The sequence below is a fragment of the Staphylococcus succinus genome, from assembly GCF_029024945.1.
In the GTDB taxonomy this organism is placed as follows: Bacteria; Bacillota; Bacilli; order Staphylococcales; family Staphylococcaceae; genus Staphylococcus; species Staphylococcus succinus.
Genome location: NZ_CP118976.1, coordinates 2100756 through 2121174 on the forward strand (window position 1 = coordinate 2100756; position 20419 = coordinate 2121174).

General features: G+C 32.5%; 21 protein-coding genes. 8 read left to right on the forward strand and 13 right to left on the reverse strand.

What is annotated here, in order from left to right:
- Positions 1-22: 22 nt before the first annotated feature.
- The 3 genes from PYW31_RS10205 to fakB1 are packed head-to-tail and all read right to left on the reverse strand — an operon-like array spanning position 23 to position 2909.
- The gene (locus PYW31_RS10205; RefSeq protein ID WP_046837205.1) at positions 23-694 is read right to left on the reverse strand and encodes a ComF family protein; all 672 of its coding nucleotides are present in this window, start codon (positions 692-694) and stop codon (positions 23-25) included.
- Positions 687-2027 (reverse strand): DNA/RNA helicase, encoded by a 1341-nt coding sequence (locus PYW31_RS10210; protein WP_063410203.1) that lies wholly within the window; start codon positions 2025-2027, stop codon positions 687-689. The genes PYW31_RS10205 and PYW31_RS10210 overlap by 8 nt, the downstream gene beginning before the upstream one ends.
- 18 nt (positions 2028-2045) lie before the next feature.
- The gene (gene fakB1 / locus PYW31_RS10215) at positions 2046-2909 is read right to left on the reverse strand and encodes a fatty acid kinase binding subunit FakB1 (protein ID WP_046837203.1); all 864 of its coding nucleotides are present in this window, start codon (positions 2907-2909) and stop codon (positions 2046-2048) included.
- A 176-nt stretch (positions 2910-3085) separates the two neighbouring features.
- Here fakB1 and PYW31_RS10220 point away from each other — a divergent pair, with 176 nt between their 5' ends.
- Positions 3086-3727: a YigZ family protein gene (locus PYW31_RS10220; RefSeq protein ID WP_046837202.1), complete on the forward strand. Its 642-nt coding sequence runs from the start codon at positions 3086-3088 to the stop codon at positions 3725-3727.
- Between the two features lie 249 nt (positions 3728-3976).
- On the opposite strand, the gene PYW31_RS10225 is transcribed toward PYW31_RS10220, so the two are convergent.
- The gene (locus PYW31_RS10225; protein ID WP_046837293.1) at positions 3977-5038 is read right to left on the reverse strand and encodes a glycosyltransferase family 4 protein; all 1062 of its coding nucleotides are present in this window, start codon (positions 5036-5038) and stop codon (positions 3977-3979) included.
- A gap of 403 nt (positions 5039-5441) precedes the next feature.
- Here PYW31_RS10225 and gdpS point away from each other — a divergent pair, with 403 nt between their 5' ends.
- The 4 genes from gdpS (at position 5442) to pepT (ending at position 9259) form a co-directional block, all read left to right on the forward strand.
- Positions 5442-6512: a GGDEF domain-containing protein GdpS gene (gene gdpS, locus PYW31_RS10230; protein WP_046837201.1), complete on the forward strand. Its 1071-nt coding sequence runs from the start codon at positions 5442-5444 to the stop codon at positions 6510-6512.
- Between the two features lie 226 nt (positions 6513-6738).
- Complete coding sequence (locus tag PYW31_RS10235; RefSeq protein WP_046837200.1) at positions 6739-7500, forward strand: threonine/serine exporter family protein; 762 nt, start codon at positions 6739-6741, stop codon at positions 7498-7500.
- Between the two features lie 14 nt (positions 7501-7514).
- Positions 7515-8015 (forward strand): threonine/serine exporter family protein, encoded by a 501-nt coding sequence (locus PYW31_RS10240; RefSeq protein ID WP_252345054.1) that lies wholly within the window; start codon positions 7515-7517, stop codon positions 8013-8015.
- A gap of 11 nt (positions 8016-8026) precedes the next feature.
- Positions 8027-9259 (forward strand): peptidase T, encoded by a 1233-nt coding sequence (gene pepT / locus PYW31_RS10245; RefSeq protein ID WP_046837199.1) that lies wholly within the window; start codon positions 8027-8029, stop codon positions 9257-9259.
- Positions 9260-9397: 138 nt separating this feature from the next.
- Here pepT and PYW31_RS10250 read toward each other — a convergent pair whose 3' ends face one another.
- From PYW31_RS10250 to PYW31_RS10260, 3 genes are all read right to left on the reverse strand, one after another.
- The gene (locus tag PYW31_RS10250; protein ID WP_046837198.1) at positions 9398-10522 is read right to left on the reverse strand and encodes a glycerate kinase; all 1125 of its coding nucleotides are present in this window, start codon (positions 10520-10522) and stop codon (positions 9398-9400) included.
- Between the two features lie 379 nt (positions 10523-10901).
- A complete protein-coding gene (gene ytxJ, locus PYW31_RS10255) occupies positions 10902-11222 on the reverse strand; it encodes a bacillithiol system redox-active protein YtxJ (protein ID WP_046837197.1) in 321 nt (106 codons plus the stop codon).
- 153 nt (positions 11223-11375) lie between these two features.
- Complete coding sequence (locus PYW31_RS10260) at positions 11376-12269, reverse strand: EMYY motif lipoprotein (RefSeq protein WP_046837196.1); 894 nt, start codon at positions 12267-12269, stop codon at positions 11376-11378.
- Between the two features lie 127 nt (positions 12270-12396).
- Here PYW31_RS10260 and PYW31_RS10265 point away from each other — a divergent pair, with 127 nt between their 5' ends.
- The 3 genes from PYW31_RS10265 (at position 12397) to PYW31_RS10275 (ending at position 14340) form a co-directional block, all read left to right on the forward strand.
- Positions 12397-12936, forward strand: a complete 540-nt coding sequence (locus PYW31_RS10265; RefSeq protein ID WP_046837195.1) for a GrpB family protein — start codon at positions 12397-12399, stop codon at positions 12934-12936.
- 123 nt (positions 12937-13059) lie between these two features.
- Positions 13060-14010 carry a UDP-N-acetylmuramate dehydrogenase gene (gene murB / locus PYW31_RS10270; RefSeq protein ID WP_082104717.1) on the forward strand — a complete coding sequence of 317 codons (951 nt, stop codon included), beginning with the start codon at positions 13060-13062 and terminating at the stop codon, positions 14008-14010.
- Between the two features lie 15 nt (positions 14011-14025).
- Complete coding sequence (locus PYW31_RS10275) at positions 14026-14340, forward strand: CHY zinc finger protein (protein WP_046837193.1); 315 nt, start codon at positions 14026-14028, stop codon at positions 14338-14340.
- Between the two features lie 178 nt (positions 14341-14518).
- Here PYW31_RS10275 and PYW31_RS10280 read toward each other — a convergent pair whose 3' ends face one another.
- From PYW31_RS10280 to nrdF, 6 genes are all read right to left on the reverse strand, one after another.
- Complete coding sequence (locus tag PYW31_RS10280) at positions 14519-14842, reverse strand: PH domain-containing protein (protein ID WP_046837192.1); 324 nt, start codon at positions 14840-14842, stop codon at positions 14519-14521.
- Between the two features lie 213 nt (positions 14843-15055).
- Positions 15056-16102, reverse strand: coding sequence for a ferrated catecholamine ABC transporter substrate-binding lipoprotein SstD (locus PYW31_RS10285; protein WP_046837191.1), 1047 nt, complete (start codon positions 16100-16102; stop codon positions 15056-15058).
- A gap of 112 nt (positions 16103-16214) precedes the next feature.
- Positions 16215-17018, reverse strand: a complete 804-nt coding sequence (locus tag PYW31_RS10290) for an iron ABC transporter ATP-binding protein (RefSeq protein ID WP_046837190.1) — start codon at positions 17016-17018, stop codon at positions 16215-16217.
- Positions 17015-17974 carry an iron chelate uptake ABC transporter family permease subunit gene (locus PYW31_RS10295; RefSeq protein WP_046837189.1) on the reverse strand — a complete coding sequence of 320 codons (960 nt, stop codon included), beginning with the start codon at positions 17972-17974 and terminating at the stop codon, positions 17015-17017. The genes PYW31_RS10290 and PYW31_RS10295 overlap by 4 nt, the downstream gene beginning before the upstream one ends.
- A complete protein-coding gene (locus PYW31_RS10300; protein ID WP_046837188.1) occupies positions 17964-18932 on the reverse strand; it encodes an ABC transporter permease in 969 nt (322 codons plus the stop codon). The genes PYW31_RS10295 and PYW31_RS10300 overlap by 11 nt, the downstream gene beginning before the upstream one ends.
- A gap of 471 nt (positions 18933-19403) precedes the next feature.
- Positions 19404-20372, reverse strand: coding sequence for a class 1b ribonucleoside-diphosphate reductase subunit beta (gene nrdF / locus PYW31_RS10305; protein WP_046837187.1), 969 nt, complete (start codon positions 20370-20372; stop codon positions 19404-19406).
- Between the last annotated feature and the right edge of the window lie 47 nt (positions 20373-20419).

A 20419-nucleotide genomic window follows, 5' to 3' on the forward strand; every position in this document is an offset into this window, starting at 1 on the left:
TCCTTATAATACCACTTTTCTACTATCGTGCAAACGTAAAGACATCGAATTTTCTGATTTTTCTCACAAAAAGACTTTTTGCTGCTTTATGAACCGTTATGCCTGTAGTGTATATATCATCTACAAGTAAAATGAATTTATTTTCTAAATCGATAGAACTGGTTAATTCAAATGGATGATCGACCTGTAACCGCATTTGCTTTCCCATTGTATACTGTCTTGGTCGTAATTGAGTGGATAGAAGTGTTTCATATTGAATTTGCTTGTAATCTAATACGGTAGTAACTGGGTTAAACGTACGTGCCTTATCCCTTTCTATTGGTGAAGGTATTGGCACAATATAATCATAATTTACTTTAGGTAACTCTATTTGTTCTGCTAGTATTTTACATAAAGCTACATCCTTCATAAACTTATATTTATGAATAGTTGATTTCATAATCCCCTTATATTGAAATTGACAATGCAGTCGATTCATTAATACATAATGCATAGATAAAAATAGACAGTCCCTACACTTTTCTTCGTTAATGTCTAATAACTTCAGACACCTTGGACAACGTTGGTACATAGTCATGCCCACTACTTTCCATTGTTCTATACAATGTGCACACCATGGAGATGGTTTTTTATAAAAATTTTGGGCATTGAGTGATTCGAATATATTTTCGTGGCATTGTATGCATTTAGTCATCTATCCACCCCTTGTATCGAGCTAAATCATTCATTTTTCTTATATTACGTCGGGCTTTAAGCATATTCAAAGTAATACCTTCATGAAAAAATAGTACAAGTCCCGATGGTGCTTGTGCTTTTCTTCCTACCCTACCAGCAATTTGAATTAAAGCACTACTGTCAAACGTATGACTATGCATGACAATGACATCCAAGTTTGCCATGGTAAAGCCTCTTTCTAAAATTGTAGTCGTAAAAATAATATGATATTTTCCATGTCTCAAATTTCGTATTTTTTCAAATCGCAAACTATCTTCGCTGTGTACATATGTGAGCGAAGCAATTTTCTTTTTATAATGTAGGTACATTTGTTTCATTAATTGAATATGATTGAAAAATACGAGGGTATATCGTTTTGATTGAATTTGATGCATAAATATATTTAACAGCATGTATTGTATTTTATAGGGCTGAATTTTGTAATATTTAAATTTAGGAAGAGGTAAAGCGTGTCTGTGGAATCGCGCGGGTAACGTGATAAGTGTATCATCAGGCATTTGTCGTAACAGTTTGCGGGGTGGTGTTGCTGTCATGTAAACATGACTATAACGCTTTTTTGAAGCTGCTGTTATAGCATGCATTAACGATGGATCCATAGAAAGCGGAAAAGCATCAACTTCATCTACTATGATGACATCAAAATGACGCTTAAATCGATATAATTGATGTATAGTGGCAATTATAAAATGTCCATTATACATTTGCCGTTGCCCTTGATAAAGTATATCTATATACTCTTCTTGAAAAGCCTCTTTCATGCGTGAACTCACTTCTAATACTACGTCTACACGAGGCGATACGATTGCAATATTATCACCTCGTTGTCTCGCAAATTTTATACCTTCAAATGTCATCTCTGTTTTACCTGCACCGGTTACTGCATATAATATTAATGAACGGTATCCTTGGATTGCATTGACAATTTTTGTGGAGGCGAATAATTGTTGCTCAGAGAGTTCAAACGATAAGTTATATTTTCCTCCAGAACTTTGTTGTCTTGATTCAGTAACATAAATGTCTCTGATATTATCCATTCTACCCAGGCTAATACAATTTCTGCAGTAAACAATGGTTTGACCTAATACTTTTGAAAAATATTCATAAAAATGCTTTGGCTCTGCAGTATCGCATTGATAGCATCGCCACATGCCATCCTTTCTTACAATACCTTTTGAACGAAACTTAATTACTTCATCGGATAATATAGTTCGATCAGTGATTAACTTTCCATAATGTTTGATTGATGATGACCTCCATAAAAAAAGACATGTTTGCCTTAACTGGCATACCATGTCTTCATCAAATTCCGATTAATCTGTGCGTATATTCCTACCTGTATAACCTAAACCCATACCTCCAGAACCAAGGTGTGCTGCAACCACTGGTCCTAATTGAGAACTATAAACTTTATATTGTGGATAATTTTCTGTTAATTCTTTATACATCCACTGCGCATCCGCCTCTATATCGCCTGCAACAATATATAAAGTCACTTCATCATATGCTTTTACATGATTTATAACTTTATTTATAATCTCTTTTAAAGCGCGCTTTTTAGTACGTACTTTTTCCTCAGGTAAAATCAGTCCATCTTCAAATTTTAAGACTGGCTTCATTTTAAGCATAGTACCAATCCAAGCTTGAGCACCTGTTATGCGACCACTCTTTTGTAAGTTTTTAAGATCATCTACCATTAAAATAGCACCTGTCACTTCGCGCATTGATTCTAAGTCTTCGATAATTGCTTCAGGTGTATATCCTTGTTCGATCATTTCAACCGCACGTAACACGTACCCTCCCTCAATCATAGCTGCTAACTTCGAATCGAAGGTGTGTACTCGAATACCTTTAACCATTTCGCCTGCTTGGGTAGCTGTTTGATAACAACCACTAATTCCAGATGATAAAAACACACATATAATATCAGTGTATCCTTCGTCACGTAGTTTTTCATAATTCTCTATAAATTCACCAATAGCAGGTTGGCTTGTTGTCGGTATGGTTTTTGAGGTTTTCATTCTCTCATAAAATTCTGGCGTTGATATTGTTTCATTCTCAATATAATTTTCACCGTTATCGAACGTAACACTTAACGGTGCGATTTTAATGTTATATTTATCGATTAAAGTTTGAGATAGATAACTCGTTGAATCTGTCAAAACAGCGATTTTCATCATAATCCTCCTCAATTATACTCACAACTATAATACCTTATTTTATGTTAAAAGAAAATTTATTTTTGTATTTAATACATTATTCAATTCAGTGTATAATATATGTAATTAAAGTATTTTAAAGCTACCATCAATAATAATACTCATAATAAATTAAAAACTGAGGTGTCGTTAAAATGGAATCATCTATTATTACGATAAAACAAGAACATATAATAGAAAATGTGATTAGTAAATCACGTTTTATAGCACATATAAAGCCTGTTTCATCTGAAGCAGAAGCTAAAGCTTTTATAGACGAGGTGAAAACTCAACATAATGAGGCTACACATAACTGTTCAGCTTATACAGTTGGCGATCAAATGAATATCCAGAAAGCCAATGATGATGGAGAACCTAGTGGTACTGCTGGAGTGCCTATGCTTGATATTTTAAAAAAACTAGAGGTACACAATGTTTGCGTGGTAGTGACACGTTATTTTGGCGGTATCAAATTAGGTGGCGGTGGCTTAATTCGAGCATATAGTGGCGCTGTCAGAGATGTGATTTATGACATTGGTCGTGTAGCACTGCGCCCTGCTATACCGACGATTGTTACAATTGCTTATGACTTAACTGGAAAATTTGAATACGAACTGGAAACAACGACTTTCTTATTACGTGATACGCAATATACAGATAAAGTCAGTTATCAAATTGACGTGGTCGAACCGGAACACCCACAATTTATCGATTTTCTAAATCGTATAACATCTGGAAACTATGATTTAATCGAAAATGATATTGTTCGTTTACCTTTTGACATACCAACTACTTAAAAAGCATTTAAGATTATGGCAATACCATTTTCATCTTTCTTATTACATTCAATAAAGATACATAATTTTTATAAATTAAAACATCTTGTGTGTGACAGAGCATCATTTCTCCAAATTGATGTGTTCCACGTTTAATAGCATACGTAGAAATATATAATAAAAGGCTCGGCAGATTTCAAAAATCTGCCGAGCCTTTTATTATTCTGGTTAATACTAATAACAAACAAGTTAATTATCAGTCATCATCACTTATGATTGATTATCATTATGCTTTTCTTTGTTTTCTATTAATTTCATTAACGGGCGATAGTCATCATCGATAAGGCCAGTAAATTCTACAATTAATTCAATTGTTATTAAAATAAGTATCAACATCATAAGAACGCCCCATGGTTGAGACAAGTATAATATAATGCTAGAGAGACTAAATAACAAAGCAATAGAATAAATAAGTAATACTGTTTGACGATGAGAGTAACCAAGTTCTAATAATTTATGATGTAAGTGTGATTTATCAGCCTGCATAATATGTTGGCCTTTCTTCACACGACGTATCATTGCAAATAAAGTATCGATAAATGGTACTGCTAGAATAACGATTGGGAAGAATAGTGAAACAAATGTAATATTCTTAAACCCTAATAATGATAGGAAGGCCACTATAAAACCAATCAATAATGCCCCACTATCTCCCAAGAAAATTTTAGCTGGGTGGAAATTGAAACATAAGAACCCTAGTAATGCACCGATTAACACACTACATATCATGATGATAAAAATATTAGCTTGTAAAATTGCTATGAATCCAATTGTCATTAACGCTATCATCGACACACCAGAAGCCAAACCATCTAGCCCATCGATTAAATTGATGGCATTCGTAATTGCAACAATCCATATTACGGTAATTGGGATGGCAAACACACCAAAATGTAATGTTGGTCCGATAGGCAATGAAATAAAATCAATTGTAACGCCATAGTATACAACTACTAACGCAGCAATGATTTGTCCTAATAACTTTACAATTGGCTTCAGTTCATAGATATCATCTATGAGCCCTACCAAATAGATTAATACTGATCCAATAACAAGTGGTTTAACTTCTGTCTCTATGGGATGGCCTAGCCATATGCCCACTAAAAAAGATAAAAGTATAACCGTTCCACCAAGTACAGAAACAGGTTTCGTGTGCACCTTTCTAAAATTAGGTTTATCCACGATACCAAGTTTATGTGAAACCTTTATGATAATTGGTGTTAGTATTAAACTGACAATCATTGAAAAAATGATTAATAATAACGTATACATCAGTTCACCTTCAATAAAATAATTCTTAATTATTTTTGATTTTAAAATTTTAAGTTTAAAAAGTCTTATTTCAATGTTTCCATTAAATGATAAAAACATTAACTTCTTATTTTTCTTAATTCATGATAAGCTATATAAATTTATTAGTCATATCAATAACTTAAGTATATAATACATGATTCGCTTTTACATATACAAATAGTAATGAGATAATTAGTAATCATACATCAATATAGTTAAATTTATTATAAAATAAGCGAATTATTTTTTATATTATCACTCAGAGGGATATTTTAACATGAAATTTAGGTGAATGTTATATATTTCTATTTACATATTGATGACAAATGGTAAGTTTTCACTTACAATAACTAGGTGTTAATTCAAAGGAGCGTAAAGTAAAATGTTTGAAGCTATTATCTATAATATGTCTGTTATTGTGGCTGGTATATATTTATTCCACCGTTTACAGTACTCAGAGAATAAAAATATGGTATTTTCAAAAGAATACGTCACTGTATTAATGACGATAGTGGCACTTTTACTATCTGTTTATCCTGTGCCGTTATTTCATGAATATTCACTCTACTTAACATTTGTACCTATATTATTCTTAGGAAGATACACAAATGTCTTTTACACTGTACTCTCAGCAATTATAGTATCAATCGTTAATGTACTCATAGGTGACTATACGGTTATTGCTGCTGTCATATTGATTGTAATCGCAGTCATCGTCGGAGCTATTGGCCCATTTTTAAAACAAAGTGATAACATTTCATTACAAATACTCAATGCCATCACTTTAGTCATTTATCTCATTTTAGCACTAATCAGTCCTTATTATGAGATTACTGAAGTATTATTCTTAATCCCATTATCATTTATTCTAACGATTACATCATCTGTTACTTTTGTAGATATTTGGCATTTCTTCTCATTAGTCAATCGCTATGAGAATGAAGATAAATTAGACTATCTTACTGGTCTAGGCAACGTTAAAGAGTTTGATAGACATTTAAATGAAACCACAGCTCTCGCTGAAGCAAATGATGAAAGCTTAGGTTTACTACTCATCGATATCGATGGATTTAAAGACGTGAACGATATGTATTCACATAAATCTGGTGATGCTGTCTTAAGACAAGTTGCACAATTATTAAAAAACTACGTGCCTCAACAATTTAATATTTATCGAAATGGCGGCGAAGAATTTTCTATTGTATTAAATAATTATACGCTAGATCAATGTGTTAAATTAGGTGAAAGTATTCGTTTAGGTGTAGAACAATCAACATTCCATCTACCAAACAAGGAAGTTATCAAACTATCTGTCTCCATTGGTGTAGGCTACCTCACTCAAGATGATCATAAATCTCAGCGTAAAGTGTTCAAGGTTGCCGATGACATGCTACACATGGCTAAAAACGAAGGACGAAATCAAGTTATGTTTAATCCTATCGTTAAGTTATAATTACAGTGATATAGCAAATTTTAATATTTATGTTTACTGACAACATACATTAGCGTATGTTGTCAGTTTTCGTATAGAAGTTAAAGCATTAAAAAGTAATTGAGTTTGTTACAATATATATATAAGATAAAAAAAGATGACGGAGCACTAAAAGTGATTGAAAGTTATAATTGTAGGTTGTAAACTTTCAAGTGTTCTATTATCTATATTAGGAGGTGAGTCATCTATGTCAGAATCAATTACAATTATTGATGAAGATAAAGTCATTGATGTCGTACTAATTGCAGGAAGAATATTATTAGAAAGCGGCGCAGAAACTTACCGTGTGGAAGATACGATGACACGTATCGCTGCGAGTTACGGTTTAGATGATACATATAGCTTTGTGACATCTACAGCAATTATATTCTCCCTCAACAATCGTACGAATACAAGATTGATACGCATTCGCGAAAGAACTACTGATTTAGAAAAAATTGCTCTAACTAATGGTATATCACGTAAAATTTCAAGCAAACAACTCGATATAGATGAAGCAAAGTCTGAACTCATTCATTTGCACCACGCTTCCTTACAATTTTCATCCATTACGAAATTCTTCGCAGCAGCCATTGCATGTGGATTTTTCTTATTTATGTTTGGCGGCGTAAAACAAGACTTTATTATCGCAATTATCGCAGGAGCCGCAGCATTTTTAACGTTTGACTTTGTTCAACGTTTTATTCAAATCAAATTCTTTTCAGAATTTATTAGCGCTGCAGTAGTGATATCTGTTGCTGTAACATTTACACATTTAGGTTTGACTCATAACCAAGATATTATAACCATCGCGGGTGTGATGCCTTTAGTACCTGGTATATTAATTACAAATGCTATTCGCGATTTAATGGCTGGTGAACTCATCGCTGGCATGTCTCGTGGTGTGGAAGCCGCACTGACTTCATTTGCCATTGGAGCCGGTGTCGCTATCGTTTTACTACTATTTTAAAAAGGAGCGTTTCCATGATTATAGGTTATTATGTACTACAGTTTATAGTAAGTTACTTAGCTACAATGCTTTTTTCAATTATTTTTAACGCTCCAAGACGTCTCCTTTTAGCCTGTGGCTTTGTTGGAGCAATGGGATGGATTATTTATAAGCTTTCCGTGGACTTAGATTTCGGTAAAGTTATGGCTGCATTTCTCGGTAGTTTTATATTAGGACTTATGAGCCATGTGATGAGTCGTCGTTATAAAAGACCTGTCATCATCTTTATTGTCCCTGGCATCATACCATTAGTTCCAGGAGGATTAGCGTATGAGGCTACTCGCCTTTTAGTCAGCAATGCGTACACACATGCTGTAAATGCTTTTCTTGAAGTTACATTAATTTCTGGCGCTATTGCATTCGGCATTTTATGTGCAGAGATTATTTATTATATCTATACGCGTATTAAACAATATTTTGGTAAAATGAATGGTAAGATATATAGAAAATCATATAATATGAACAACAGAGCTTAAGGGGTGTTTTTATGAAAAATAATATAATTGATCGTTTAACAAGATATGTCATGATTGATACACAGTCTGACCCAGAATCTAACACTACACCATCTACAGAGAAACAATGGAACTTACTAAATTTGTTACATCAAGAATTAACGGCTTTAGGATTGGTTACTGACATGGATGATAATGGTTATTTATTTGCAACTTTAGAAAGTAATGTTGACGTTGCATTACCAACTGTAGGCTTTCTAGCGCATGTAGATACCTCACCTGATTTCAATGCAACGCATGTAAACCCACAAATTATAGATGCCTACGATGGCACTCCTATTCAATTAGGTCAAACCAATCGTGTTTTAAATCAAGATGTATTTCCTGCTCTAAAAAATGTTGAAGGTCACACGTTAATGGTGACAGATGGTACATCTCTGTTGGGCGCAGATGATAAAGCCGGTGTCGTTGAAATTATGGAAGCAATGAAATATTTAACGGAACATCCAGAAATTAAACATGGCCGTATTCGTATTGCCTTTACACCAGATGAAGAAATAGGCAGAGGTCCTCATGCTTTCGATGTTGAACGATTTAATGCCGATTTTGCTTATACAATGGATGGCAGTGAATATGGAGAGTTACAATTTGAAAGTTTCAATGCCGCTGAGGCAGTCGTAACCTGTCATGGCGTGAATGTACACCCTGGTTCTGCTAAAAATGCCATGATTAATGCAATTCTTTTGGGTCAACAATTTAACGCATTATTACCACAAAATGAAGTGCCTGAAAGAACTGAAGGATACGAAGGTTTCTATCATTTAATGAAATTTAATGGTGATGTTGAGAAGTCTACGTTACAATATATCATTCGAGATCACGATAGAAATAAGTTCGAACTACGTAAGAAAAATTTAATTGAAATTAAAAATGATATTAATACACATTATGAAGATGATCCTATAGAAATTGAAATTAATGATCAGTATTACAATATGAGAGAAAAAATTGAACCTAATCCACTTGTTATAGATATCGCTAAGCGTGTATTTGCTGATTTAGATATACCTGCGAATACAGCACCTATTCGTGGTGGTACTGATGGTTCTCAACTTTCTTATATGGGATTACCAACGCCAAATATTTTTACAGGTTGTGACAATTTCCATGGTCCATTTGAATATGCTTCTATCGATGTAATGTCAAAAGCTGTAGAAGTGATTATAGGCATCGCTCAAGAAGTTGTGCGTACTTATAATAAATAGTTAATATCTTATACAGTAGTTACGCTGCAATACGGGCTTAAGTACTCTAAACTAAAAAGCGTCCTAGCAGATGTTGAACATCTGCTAGGACGCTTTTTTAGTTCGATATTACATACCATCTTATTCTACTGTAGCAACTTATTTATAAACATCGAATTCTGTTTTCAATAGCTTAATCGCTTGTACTGTATAATGTCTAATTTGAATGCCCATTTTAAAATCAGTAAAACTTTCAGGCATTTCAATAAAAGTATTAAACATCGAAGTAACACCCATCGATTCAAACAAATCAAATTTATCATCCGTAGCACATATTGCAATTGACGGCTTATTATATTTTGTAGCTAATTCTGCAATACGTATAGTTGTTGTCTCTAGTAATTGATCTTCTTCATTGACGCCTTCTCCAAAAATGATTAAATCTGCTTGTTCAATAAGTGTTTCCAAATGTGTAATTTGGTCTACAAGCTCGTGACTTGTCATAATTTCAGCACCATAAAGTCCATTTAATACTGCAGCAATACCTCCGCCTGCACCACCATTTTGAATCGGGCCTAACGCAAGTCTTAGCTCACTTTTGAAAATTTCACTTAAATACCAAATTAAATTGTCTATCTCTGCAGCACTCTCACGTGTAAGTCCAAGTGATTCATATGTTTGCATAATCTCACTATTTTTCCCATACAACTTACTGTCAAAATCTGTCATGAGTTGTAATCTAATATCTTTTAATCTTGGATGCAATTCAGAAGTATCTATTTTACGTATATATTTCAATACACTACTTCCTTGTCTTACATCTACTTCCTGAGCTTCATCGTCATAGAATTTAGCTCCTAAGGCTTGTAGCATGCCTGCGCCGCCATCGAAGCTACCAATACCACCTAGAGATATGATAATATGCTCAGAATTGTTATCTAAAGCATCTACGATTAACTCACCTAAACCATAGCTTGTACGTTGATGAATAGGTTTGTTCCCTGTTAAAAATAGATTGCCTTCAATGACTGTCACTTGATTATCTGTAATACCATAAATTGCTTCCACTTCATTCATATCTGCATCATGAGCATATACTTTATATTTCGTTCCTGACTGCCATAGAAAAACTGAGTCCATTAGTTCATGTCTCCCGTTAAATAAAGGAACTTGGACAATATCTGCGCTTTCTATTTGGCTCGCAACTGCTTCTTCAACATAACGATTGGCTTGATAGCTAGATATAATACCATTAAACTCATCCATCGCCACTAAAACTTTCATCTTGTCACCTCAAATATTTATATTAATAACTGTATTGTATGCTGATTGTGAATCCATGATATCCCGATCATGTTCTTTTTGATTTCACAATTAATCACGAATCAACTGCGTGAATTATTCTGCTATGATATCACTACATCCATGTATATATTGCTACGGTTTGATCATACTCAGTTTATTATATCAACATTTAATTCTTAGACTACATAATTTAGCACTATAGATTTGTAGACTATCATATAGTAGTCATTAATTCTCATACATCTATACATTATACATGTCATTAGTAATTTTTTCACATTATAAGAAACGCTTGTTATACTCTTTCTATTAAAAAAAGTGTAACAAGCGTTTGATAGTACTTCTATTCTTTTGTTGGTTACTCTTCAGCGTTAGCTAATGAAGTAACATTAATATCGCCATGATTTGCATGCCAAATCGCCTGTCCCTTTACAAAGTAAAACGCTTGTGGCGATTCATGCTTTACATGTGTTTTCTCTTCTATATAGTTAGATAATTCTCTTTCTTGTTGTACAACCAAATAATAACCATCCATATCTCTTTCATATAAAAATTTGTTGAATTGGTCAAATGCGTTTGCTGAAATAGGACACGTTTCGCTATGTTTCAATACAAACGCGTAATTATTTTCTTCAATAATTTGCTCAAACTGGTCAATCGAACTCAGCTTCATAGCCATTCTATTCACCTCTAAAAATATTTAACACACAATAAGTTTCTACAAGTGTGAAAGTCCCACGATATATACATATCATTGCTTCCAATTATACACAATTACCTTTTTGTTGTTAACCGTTTATTATAAATCTAATAACTTCACTCACTACATACTTTAATTATAGCTATGCTTAAGTTCACTGTATCGTTTGTCGAAAGTCTTGTCAAACTGCTCTATATCTTTACCTTCTTGTGGCAATTTATCATAGTCTATACGTTTTAATTTCTCACTATTTTCTATTGTTTCTTCTCTTGTTTCATAATAATTTTGTAGACTATAGTACATTTCAATCGCATTTTTACGTGCATCATTGACGTAACCATCTTTAATTTCAGCTTTATTTAAATCTTTAATTTCTGCAGTAATCAACGGCATGATTTCTTCGTTAATCGCATGTTTTACTTTATTAGAATCCGATGATTCTAATGCACTTTCTGCAGTTTGTCTTAAATCTTTATTGTTCTGTTCAAGTTTATGCTTAAAGTTATTTACGTCTGCCGTTTCTCCAGCATTATTAGCTTTTTGCATATTCTTTTCTACTTGTGATCTATTTTTTTCGAATAACTTCGTATAATCTAAAATATCTTCATTCGCTTTAATGGATTGATTATATAAATCAACAAATGATGTTAACTCATTGATTGCTGATTTTTTCTGTTCTACAACATCTAAATAGGATGATTTTAATTCTTTTGTTTCCTTAGATTCGGCTGGCAATTGTTTAGCTGCTTTTTCATATTCATCCATCTTAGGCACTAATTGGCTATTTAATCGATTTTGCAAATTATTAAATTCTTTCTTATTTTCATCAGTCATATCGGTTTTACTTAAATCATCTAACCGCTTCAAATGGATATCATCTGTCACTTTTTCAACTTCATTACCTTTATTTTTGACATCGTTGAGTGATGTATCAAAATCTTTAAATTCTGAAGATGCTTTGTTTCCGCATGCACTCAGTGCCACAGAAAAACAAATTACCAAAATAATACAAAGTATTTTTTTCATTTCTGCACTCCTTATTATTCCGTATTATACAGAAACTTATTTAACTTGAAAATGATATGTGATATATTATTTCAGAATTTACAGTTTAACAGTTCTATCACTAGATTTAAAGGAGTGCTCAACAGATATGTATACAAAGATACAAACATTTATAAATGAAGATACAGACTATCATTTTACTAAACTATATGAAACGTATCGTAACATACTTTTCAATTTATTAGATACGCCTATTCAATCAACACACCACATTGGTGGCACAAAACATTTCAACTATCCAACCGAGCCTATATTGGATATCTTAGTTGGCGTTGAGAGTTTACACGACATCACATCTTTAGACGAAAAGCGTTTAAACTACGCAGGGTTCTATCGTTTACATCATACTTATAAAAAGAAAGTTGTCATGGCACAATTTAATAATATGATTGATTTAAAACAAATCGCTCGTTTGCACATTATTCAAAAAGATTCATTACTCTACAATGAATATTTACAAACGAATAGTGCATTGTCTACAGATAATCATATCGCAAAAGTATATGGCGAAAATAAAGCACAATTAGCGCACAACGTGCCGACGATTCGTGCATATGATAACCAAAAACAAAAACTATTTTCAAAATTAGCCAAAGATCTTAAACGTGATGAAGTAACATTTAAATAGTTTATGAGCCTTTTTAACGATTAATTCACATAGATGACTATAAATTGTAAACAAAATATAAATTTCTATGATAATTTGCCATACTTTTTAGCAAATACATACAATCATTGGTATAATAAACAAATGAATTCAAGAGGAAAGGATGTTCTAAATTTGCATAAAGACAACATCTTAAAAGAATTAGAAGTAATTGTACCCAAAGACATTATTAAAATAGACGAACCTTTAAAACGTTATACATATACAGAAACTGGTGGAAAGGCCGATTATTACTTATCACCTACTACTAATGAACAAGTTCAGGCTATCGTACACTTTGCCTATTCAAATGATATTCCTGTTACATATCTAGGGAATGGGTCAAATATCATTATTCGTGAGGGTGGCATTAGAGGTATTGTACTTAGTTTGTTATCTCTAAATTACATTGAAGTATCAGATGACGCAATTATTTCTGGAAGCGGTGCTGCTATTATCGATGTATCACGTGCTGCTAGAGATCATTCCCTCACTGGACTAGAGTTTGCATGCGGCATACCTGGTTCAATAGGTGGCGCTGTCTTTATGAATGCTGGTGCTTATGGTGGAGAAGTTAAAGATTGTATTGATTATGCCCTGTGCGTAAATAACAAAGGTGAGTTACAAACCTTTACAAATAAAGATTTAGAATTAGATTATCGTAATAGTATCGTGCAAAAAGAGCATTTAGTGGTTTTAGAAGCTGCGTTTACTTTAGAACCTGGAGACAAACAAGACATTCAGGAAAAAATGGACGATTTAACAGAACGTAGAACGTCTAAACAACCTTTAGAATATCCTTCATGTGGTAGTGTCTTCCAACGCCCGCCAGGTCATTTCGCAGGTAAGCTTATTCAAGATTCTGACCTACAAGGTCATCGAATCGGTGGTGTCGAAGTTTCCTTAAAACATGCTGGATTTATGGTAAATGTAGACAAAGGTACTGCTACAGACTACGAAAACTTAATTCATTATGTTCAAAAAGTAGTAAAGGAAAAATTTGATGTTGAATTACATCCAGAAGTAAGAATCATAGGAGAATATCCTCAAGATTAATAGGAGATTGATACGATGGTTAATATATACGGTCCTACAGTTGATGATGAAAGTCGCTGCATCCATTACCAAACGCCATTAGATATAATTGCAATCAAATTCAAGTGTTGCAATAAATATTACCCATGTTATAAATGTCATAACGAAGCTGCTTCCCATACTATACAGCGATGGGATTCAAGTGAATTTAATGAAAAAGCAATATTATGTGGTGTATGTAAACATGAAATGACTATAAACGAATATATGATGATAGAAGCATGCCCTAATTGCGATGCTCACTTTAACAATCGTTGTAAATATCATTATCATCATTACTTTTCCATATAAGTTTGCTTTCATCCTTAAAAGCAATTATTACAATCCAATTAAGCGTAAAAATCAACTAAAAAATAGCTGATAGCTTAACTCGTTTGGCCATGTCCTATGCGAGTTATACTATCAGCTATTTTGTTTGCTTATCATACTTTCATACCACTCAAATTCGACTCAAATGATCAAGTTGCGTTTATTTAATATTATTTTCCACATATTTCACAAAGGCTTCTGCATCACCTTTTTGAATATCTTTCATTGGCATTGGACCAATGTTAAATTTGAAATTAATTTTTCCACTGTCATATTCGATGCTTTCTACTTCATTATAAGCAATACTCCTATAATAAAATTCTCCATTCATATCGACATTTAAAATAATGCGCTCATTTGTAGCAATAAAAGCACCTTCAAATTCTGTAGAACCTTGAACGGAATATTCAATGGTACCTAAAACAGCAGGCCCTTTTTTCTCGGTTGGATATAAATCATTTGGATTCACATTATCTAATATCACGTGTATCTTCCCCTTTTTTTCATCATTTTAAATCATTATACAATTTTTCAATAGAATTTTTGACTGAATTGCTCATTACTTCTTTATCATAGCATTATATAAATAATTAATGATTCTTCAAGGTTTGAAACACTATATAAAAAGAAGCCACTCATTATATATTATGAATGGCTTCTCTATTTAGCTAATTACATGGCCCACACGGCATGCTTTTTATTTATCTAATAATTTTTCTACTTCATCAATTTGCTTGATTGCTGTAGTTGTAGAACCGCTAGCAAAATACCAAAGTTTTGGATCTAACTCTAAAACTTTATTGTCTTTAATAGCGTCCACATCTTTTATTACATCATTACCTAATGCTTGTTTTGCAGTAGATTTTCCACCAATTGCTTGTCCACGGTCCATCGCAAAAATAATACTTGGATTTTTTTCTGCAATATACTCGTTTGTTATATTTTGTCCATGCGTACTATTTTTAATATTTTCATCTGCAGATGCGAAGCCCATTGTATCAAAAATCATTGAACCAAAACGTTCTCCAGCTCCAAATGTAGATAATTCTCCTTCATTAACTAATAAGAATAGTGCTTTTTTATCTTTCATATCTTTTGTTTTATCTTTGATGCCAGCAATTTTATCATCTAACTCTTTGTTTATTGATTTTGCTTTATCTTCTTTGCCGTAAATTTTACCTATATTTTCAGCATTTTTCTTCATTGAATTGACTTCATCTTTTTCATCTGCACCAACATAAACCACTTTTGCTTTTGGCGCTGCTTTTTTAAATTCGTCTAGATTTTTTTGATTAGCTGTACGCCCAGATATGTATATAACGTCTGGTTTTGCTTCAGCTACTTTATCGAAATTCACTTCTTTAAGGCTACCTGTATTTAAATATTTTTCATCTTTAAACTCACTTAAGAAATCTGGTAATGATTTACTATCTTCACCTTTAGGAACTGCTTTAACTTTATCTTCAAGTCCCATTTCTTTCATCGTATCCAATGTACCATAATCAAACACAACTGCTTTTTCAGGATTCTTAGGTACTTCAACAGTTTCTTTTACCTCTTTAGCATCGCTACCATCACGTTTTTCCCCACTCGCTTGGTAGTTATTTTCGATTTTCACTGTCTTATTTGATTCTTCATTACTTGATTTAGAGTCTGATGATTTTTTCTCATCTGCTCCGCCATTACTACATGCTACTAATAAAAACATTAAACCTACTACTAATAATAAAGCATATTTTTTCATGTTGTTAAATTCCTCCTGTGTTTTATATCGTTTGTCTACCTTTTATGTGCCTGTAAAAACTTTATAACGTTACGTTTACATCACTCCTTTCAAAAAAGTTTACAAACTACGCTTATAACGAATGTACAAGTTCCAAATCCTGTTGTTCAGCCATCATTTCATCAAAATACACACAAATACGCTGACCTCGTATTTCTTCGATCCTTACTTCCATATCATAAAGCGTGCGCAATGTGTCTGTTTGTATGACATCATTTTTCTCACTTGCTTTAATTACAGCGCCATCTTTTAAGGCGACGATGTCATCCGAATAACATGATGCAAAATTAATATCATGAATCACTACAACAATCGTTTTATTTAAGTCTTGAGCAAGTTGTCTTAAAGTTTGCATAATTTGCACAGAATGTTTCATATCTAAATTATTTAATGGTTCATCTAACAATATATAATCTGTATCTTGTGCAATCGTCATAGCAACATATGCACGTTGACGCTGACCACCAGATAATGTCTTTAAATAACGGTGTCTAATTTCATTCAGTTGTAACAGTTCTAAAGCATATTCAACCTGTGCTTTGTCATCTTCTTTTAAATGGCCTTTAGAATGTGGAAAACGTCCAAAGTTCACTAATTGTTCAACTGTAATATTAAGCTCTGTATGATTGGATTGCTTTAAAATCGATAGTTTTTTAGCTAAATCATTACTTTTATATTTATTAATAGATTTGCCTTCTATATCTATTGATCCATCTTCAAAATCTATTAAACGTGTTATTGCTGATAATAGTGTACTTTTACCAGCACCGTTTGGTCCTATCATAGACGTTAAACGTCCTTTTTTTATTTCAACGTTTATATCTTTTAAAATGGCTTTATCCTGAATCGTTTTGTTAAGACCTTGTACTCGTATCAATTCGCATTTCTCCTTTTTATTAATAAGTAAATGAAGTAACTTCCACCTACCAAATCAATAATTATGCTTACTTGTGTCGTTGCTTCAAATAAATTTTCCACTACCGCTTGTGCTATAAATAAACTTAACCAACTCATACAAATCGTTGCTGGTAATATATACTTATGCTCATACGTTTTCATCAATTCATGTGCTAAGTTAACAGTAAGTAATCCTAAAAATGTTATTGGACCAACAAGTGCTGTTGATATAGAAACAAGAATCGCAACTAATATCATCATTACTCGCGTCACTGTTTTATATGAAATGCCTAGGTTGATAGCTTGATCTTTTCCTAATAACAGTACATCTAAATACGGAACGGCAATAACAGTTATAATCACTAAAATGATGAGCATAATACCACAGAGGGTCACGAGCTTACTGTTTGATGCATCAAAGTTTGCAAACATCGCGCTTTGTACTGCCAAGAAATCTTCAGGATTGATGATTAATTCTAAAAAGCCAGTGATACTTTTGAAAAATGTTCCAAGTATGACCCCTACAAGTAATATAAAATAAACTGACACGTCGCCAATTCTAAATATGCCTTGGAATAAAATGAGTGAAAAAACAATCATAACCACTAAAGTAATTATAAAGTTAAGATATAGATTGGTTACAAAAACAGATTGGACGCCAAAGACGAAAACTAGTAGTACTTTCACAAACATATAGACTGAATCCAAACCCATAATTGATGGTGTTAACAACCTATTAGTTGTTACAGCTTGAAAAATGACTACTGAGGCAGCTATCGCAGCGCCAACTAACAACATTAATATTAGTTTTCTTAAACGACTTGAGAATTGGTATTGAAAAATATCGAAATCAATACCTAATACAAGGTAAAGCGCCCCAGCTAATATGGTTAAAGCAATTAATATCAATAGCTTATGTTTCGCACTAATTTGCATAATGATGTCGTCCTTTCATCAGCAAGATTATGAAGATAATAGTGCCAAAGACGCCAATTGTTAATCCGATATTAATTTCATAAGGATAAACGACAATTCTTCCTATAATATCTGAAAACATAACAAATATAGCTCCTAACATCGCTGTATGAGGCAACGCATTCTTCAAGTGATCTCCTCTAAAAATAGAGACAATGTTAGGAACAATTAATCCTAAAAATGGTAACGTCCCCACTGTCACCACTACCAATGCAGTAATCGTAGCTGTAATAAATAATCCGATGTTTATTACTTTTTCATAATTCACACCTAAATTGTTACTAAAATCTTTTCCCATCCCTGCTATCGTAAAATGATTTGCGAATATGTATGTAAGTACTAATAATGGAATACTCAAATATAATATTTCATATCTTCCACTCGTGATAATTGCAAAGTTCCCATTCAACCAATTGCCAACACTTTGGACCGTATTTGTTCTTAATGCCATAAAAGTAGCAAAACTAGAGATAATACCACCTAACATAATTCCTAATAACGGTACAAAAATGACATCTTTGAAACGAATAAGCTGAACCAGTTTTACAAATAAAAATGTTCCAGCAATACTCAAAGTAACTGCAAATGCTAACTTAATCATGATGTTTTCTTCTGGAAAAAATATAAGAGAGATTAATATACCTAACTTAGCCCATTCCATCGTTCCTGCTGTAGTTGGACTTACAAATTTATTTTGCATCATCTGTTGCATGATTAATCCTGCAAGTGCCAAGGTACTCCCAGATATTAATATACTTACTGTTCTAGGGATTCTACTAGAAACAATAATATTCATCTGTTCTTTAGATAAATGAAAAATATCTGTAACAGAAACTTTACTTACACCTATAAATAAAGAAAGGATAGTTAATAATAGTAAAATAATAAATAAAACAATACCATTAAGTAAAAATTTCATAATATAGACCTTAATCCTTTCTATGTAATATTGAATCAAAAATCATAATGGTTATGATAATCATTATCAATATCTATAATAAAATTTTACCATTTTCCTCTATAAATTCAATAGTTATCACAAATTTTGTTAAAATATCGTGAAATTATATGGATATATATCTAATAATAATGAAATAAAATATTTAATATTAAATATTGGTATGGATATAGTACTAAAAATTGCTGAATTTTATGTATTTTATGAATAAATATAATTTAGAACATGAATCTCAATTTATTAGTTTTTGAAACACTTCAATCAATGCGTACTGGCAAATTTTCAATAAAAAAGGTGTGCTCTCAGATAATTGTAATCTGAGAGCACACCTTTAAAATGTAGCATGTTTGTCCCCAACTTGTTGCATTGTAAGTTGGGATATTTATACATATAACCTTACCAATCCATTTTTAAATTCAATACATATGCGTATTAATCTTCAAAGACGAAATCATCATCCGTTAATGCTTCAACATTTAACGCTAATGTATAACCATCACCTTTAACAGAGAAAAAGTCGTGATTTTTCGTAGTTGTATCTAAAGCATTTTCAATAATTGGATTAAATTCTCTTTCTTCAAAGTATGGATCGAATCCTAAGTTAGATAAAGCTTTATTACCGTTATATCTTACATAGTTTAATACATCTTCTGATAAACCAACTTCATCATAAAGTGAATGTGTATACGATACTTCGTTTTGATACAAGTCATCTAGCAATTTATACATATCTTGATCTGCTTGTTGCTTTTCACTTTCTGATAATTCATTACGTAAGCTTTGCGCATCCATACCTGTAAACACACCGTGAATAGATTCATCTAGTAATATTTTACGGATGATTTCTCCGGAAGTTGTCATTTTACCTTGCCCAGCAAGATAAAGCGGATAATAAAAACCAGAATAGAATAAAAATGTTTCTAAGAACACACTTGATACACGAGCCATATATTGATCATAAACAGAAGCTTCTTTACCCCATAATTTATGATAATTATCGATAATTTTATCTGATTTGTATTTCAAATGAGGTTCTTCAATAATCCATTTATCTAATAAGTAGTTCGTTTCACTAGATGGTAATAAAGTCGTGAAAATGTGAGAATAACTTTTCGCATGAATTTGTTCCATCATAGCCATAAATGAATATACTGCTTTCTTACGTAAATCAGTCGTATGTAACATGATTAGTGGCATACCATCATCTGCTTGATGCGTATCTAACCCTGTTAATCCTGCTAAAGCTTTTTTGAAGGCATCTTTCTCTGCTTCAGATAACGTCTTCCAACTTGCGATATCTTTTGATACTTTAAATTCAGTTTCTACCCACATTTGTGAAATATTTTGGCGCCAAAACATATTTGTCATGTCTTCTTGCGTATTCCAATTGACTGCTTTCATTTAGGTAATATCTCCTATCCATTATAAATTTAATTGAACAGTGATTT